2 protein-coding genes are annotated in these 3,022 nt (G+C 64.1%); both read left to right on the top strand.

From position 1 onward, the window contains the following. Positions 1-418 (top strand): flagellin (locus IVB31_RS23940; protein WP_253075262.1); only part of this gene is annotated, 418 nt, incomplete at its 5' end. 322 nt (positions 419-740) lie between these two features. After that, positions 741-3,022: DUF1522 domain-containing protein (locus IVB31_RS23935; RefSeq protein ID WP_247328451.1), on the top strand; the 2,282-nt coding region annotated here is incomplete at its 3' end.

The raw sequence follows: 3,022 nt of genomic DNA, 5'->3' as shown, positions 1-3,022 counted from the left end.
CCTGCTGAACGGCGACCAGCTCAAGCTGGTGTTCGACGAGACCGGCAAGTCGAACCTGAGCATCACCGGCGTGACCTACAACTCCAAGGGTCTCGGCCTCGCCTCGTTGACCAGCGGTGTCGACTTCATCGACAACGCCGCCACCAACAAGGTGCTGACCAACTTGAACTCGGCATCGAGCACCCTGCGCTCGGAAGCGTCGAGCCTTGGTTCAAACCTGACGATCGTGCAGGTGCGTCAGGACTTCAACAAGAACCTGATCAACGTGCTGCAGACCGGTTCGTCCAACCTGACTTTGGCCGACACCAACGTCGAGGCCGCGAACAGCCAGGCGCTGTCGACCCGCCAGTCGATCGCGGTCTCCGCGCTCTCGCTGGCCAACCAGTCGCAGCAGAGCGTGCTGCAGCTGCTCCGCTAAATCGCGGACGACATCGCAAGCAAGACATGGCGGCGGGGCTTCGGCCCCGCCGCTTTTTTTCATCCGTCACGCCGTTGGCGGTGGCGCGACGCTCCGAAAAAGTAACCAGCGGTTATGGTTAATGGAGCGTAAGCGTGGAAAATCACCAGTAATTTCAGACGGATTGTCGACCCCGGACGCGCCTTCCGCTCGCTCATGGTGAACCGGCCCTTAGGCAGGCGATGCCGGTTTCACCTTTTGTTAGCCATGTCGCGGCACGCTGTGCCCGTCACTCGATCCGAAGCGATCGAACGAAGACGCGTAAACCAGAAGGGTAAGAGTCATGTCCGGTATTGTTCTCTCTGCGTCGGTTCGCCAGAACCTGCTGTCTCTCCAGTCCACCGCCGATCTCCTCGCCACCACACAGAACCGTCTGTCGACCGGCAAGAGCGTCAACTCGGCCCTGGACAATCCCACCAACTTCTTCACCGCACAGTCGCTCGACAACCGCGCCAGCGACATCAACAATCTGCTCGATGGCATCGCCAACGGCGTGCAGGTGCTGCAGGCCGCCAACACCGGCCTGACCTCGTTGCAGAAGCTGATCGACAGCGCGAAGTCGATCGCCAACCAGGCGCTGCAGACCACGGTCGGCTATTCCACCAAGTCAAATGTCTCCACCTCGATCGCGGGTGCGACGGCGGCCGATTTGCGCGGTACCACGTCCTTCGCCAGCGCGACTGCAAGCAGCAACGTGCTCTATAACGGCGCGGCCGGCGGCACCACCGCGGCGAGCGGCGCCACCACCCTCGGCGCCACTCTCGGCTCCTTCACCGGCACGACGGCAACGACCGGTGCCGGCGGCACCACGGCCCTGACCGGTACCATCACCCTGATCGCCACCAACGGCACGAGCGCCAGCGGCCTGGCCGGCGTCGCCCAGCCCGCCGACGGCGACACGCTGACGGTGAACGGCAAGACCATCACCTTCCGCGCCGGCACCGCGCCGGCGTCGACCGCTGTTCCGTCCGGTTCGGGCGTCAGCGGCCACCTCGTCACCGACGGCGGCGGCAATACCACCGTCTATCTCGGTAGCACCGGCACGCCCGCGACGCTTGCGACCGTCACCGACCTCTTGACCGCAATCGACCTCGCCAGCGGGGTGGATACGGTTGCGATCAGCTCCGGTGCTGCGACGATCACCAACAGCGTCGGCCAGACTCCTTCGAGCGTTGGTGCGAGCGCCGTCACGCTGAAGAGCTCGACGGGTGCGGATCTGAATGTCACCGGCAAGGCCGACCTGCTCAATGCTCTCGGCCTGTCGACGTCGACCGGTGCAGGTAACGCCAACATCGAGGTCAACCGGACCACGACCGCGGCCTCGCTCGGTGCGACCATCACGGACGGTTCGGCCCTGAACGTCGATGGTCACACCATCACCTTCAAGAACGCGCCGGTCCCGGGTTCGACCGGTGCTCCGAGTGTTCCCAGTGGTTATGGTGCGATCGGTGCGGTCGTCACCGACGGCAACGGCAACTCGACCGTCTACCTGCAGTCCGGCACGGTTAACGACGTGCTGAAGGCGATCGACCTTGCCACCGGCGTGCAGACCGCGACGCTCAACGCCAATGGCACCGCGACGCTTGCGACCGCCACCGGCCAGTCGAACTCGACGATCAATACCTCCGGCCAGCTCAAGCTCTCGACCGGCATCAACGCCGATCTGACGATCACGGGCTCCGGCAATGCGCTGAATGTGTTCGGGTTGGCCGGCAACACCGGTAGCGCCTCGGCGTTCACCGCGGCACGCACCTCCGGTGTCGGCGGCATTGCCGGCAAGACCTTGACCTTCTCCGCCTTCAATGGCGGCACGGCGGTCAACGTCACTTTCGGCGACGGCACCAACGGCACCGTCAAGACGCTCGATCAGCTCAACACGCAGCTCCTGGCCAACAATTTGGCTGCCACGATCGACGCCAACGGCCGGCTGACCATCACCGCGTCCAACGACTACGCGTCCTCGACGATCGGATCGACCGTCGCAGGCGGTGGGATCGGCGGCACGCTCACTTCGGCGCTGACGTTCTCGACGGCTTCCAGCCCCGTCCAGGATGCGGTTGCCCAGACGGCCCGTGCGAACCTGGTGTCTCAGTACAACAACATCCTGAACCAGATCGACACGACCTCGCAGGACTCTTCGTTCAACGGCGTCAACCTGCTGAACGGCGATCAGCTCAAGTTGGTGTTCGACGAGACCGGCAAGTCGAGCCTCAACATCACCGGCGTGACCTACAACTCCAAGGGTCTCGGCCTCGCTGCCCTGACCGTCGGCGTCGACTTCATCGACAACGCCGCGTCCAACCGCGTGCTGACCAATTTGAACGCCGCGTCCAGCACGCTGCGCTCGGAAGCTTCAGCGCTCGGTTCGAACCTCTCGGTGGTGCAGGTTCGTCAGGACTTCAACAAGAACCTGATCAACGTGCTGCAGACCGGTTCGTCCAACCTGACCCTGGCCGACACCAACGTCGAGGCGGCCAACAGCCAGGCGCTGTCGACCCGCCAGTCGATCGCGGTTTCCGCGCTGTCGCTGGCCAACACCTCGCAGCAGAGCGTGCTGCAGCTGCT

This window comes from Bradyrhizobium sp. 21, from assembly GCF_023073335.1.
In the GTDB taxonomy this organism is placed as follows: domain Bacteria; phylum Pseudomonadota; class Alphaproteobacteria; order Rhizobiales; family Xanthobacteraceae; genus Bradyrhizobium.
This window is presented reverse-complemented; position numbering and strand designations above follow the sequence as displayed.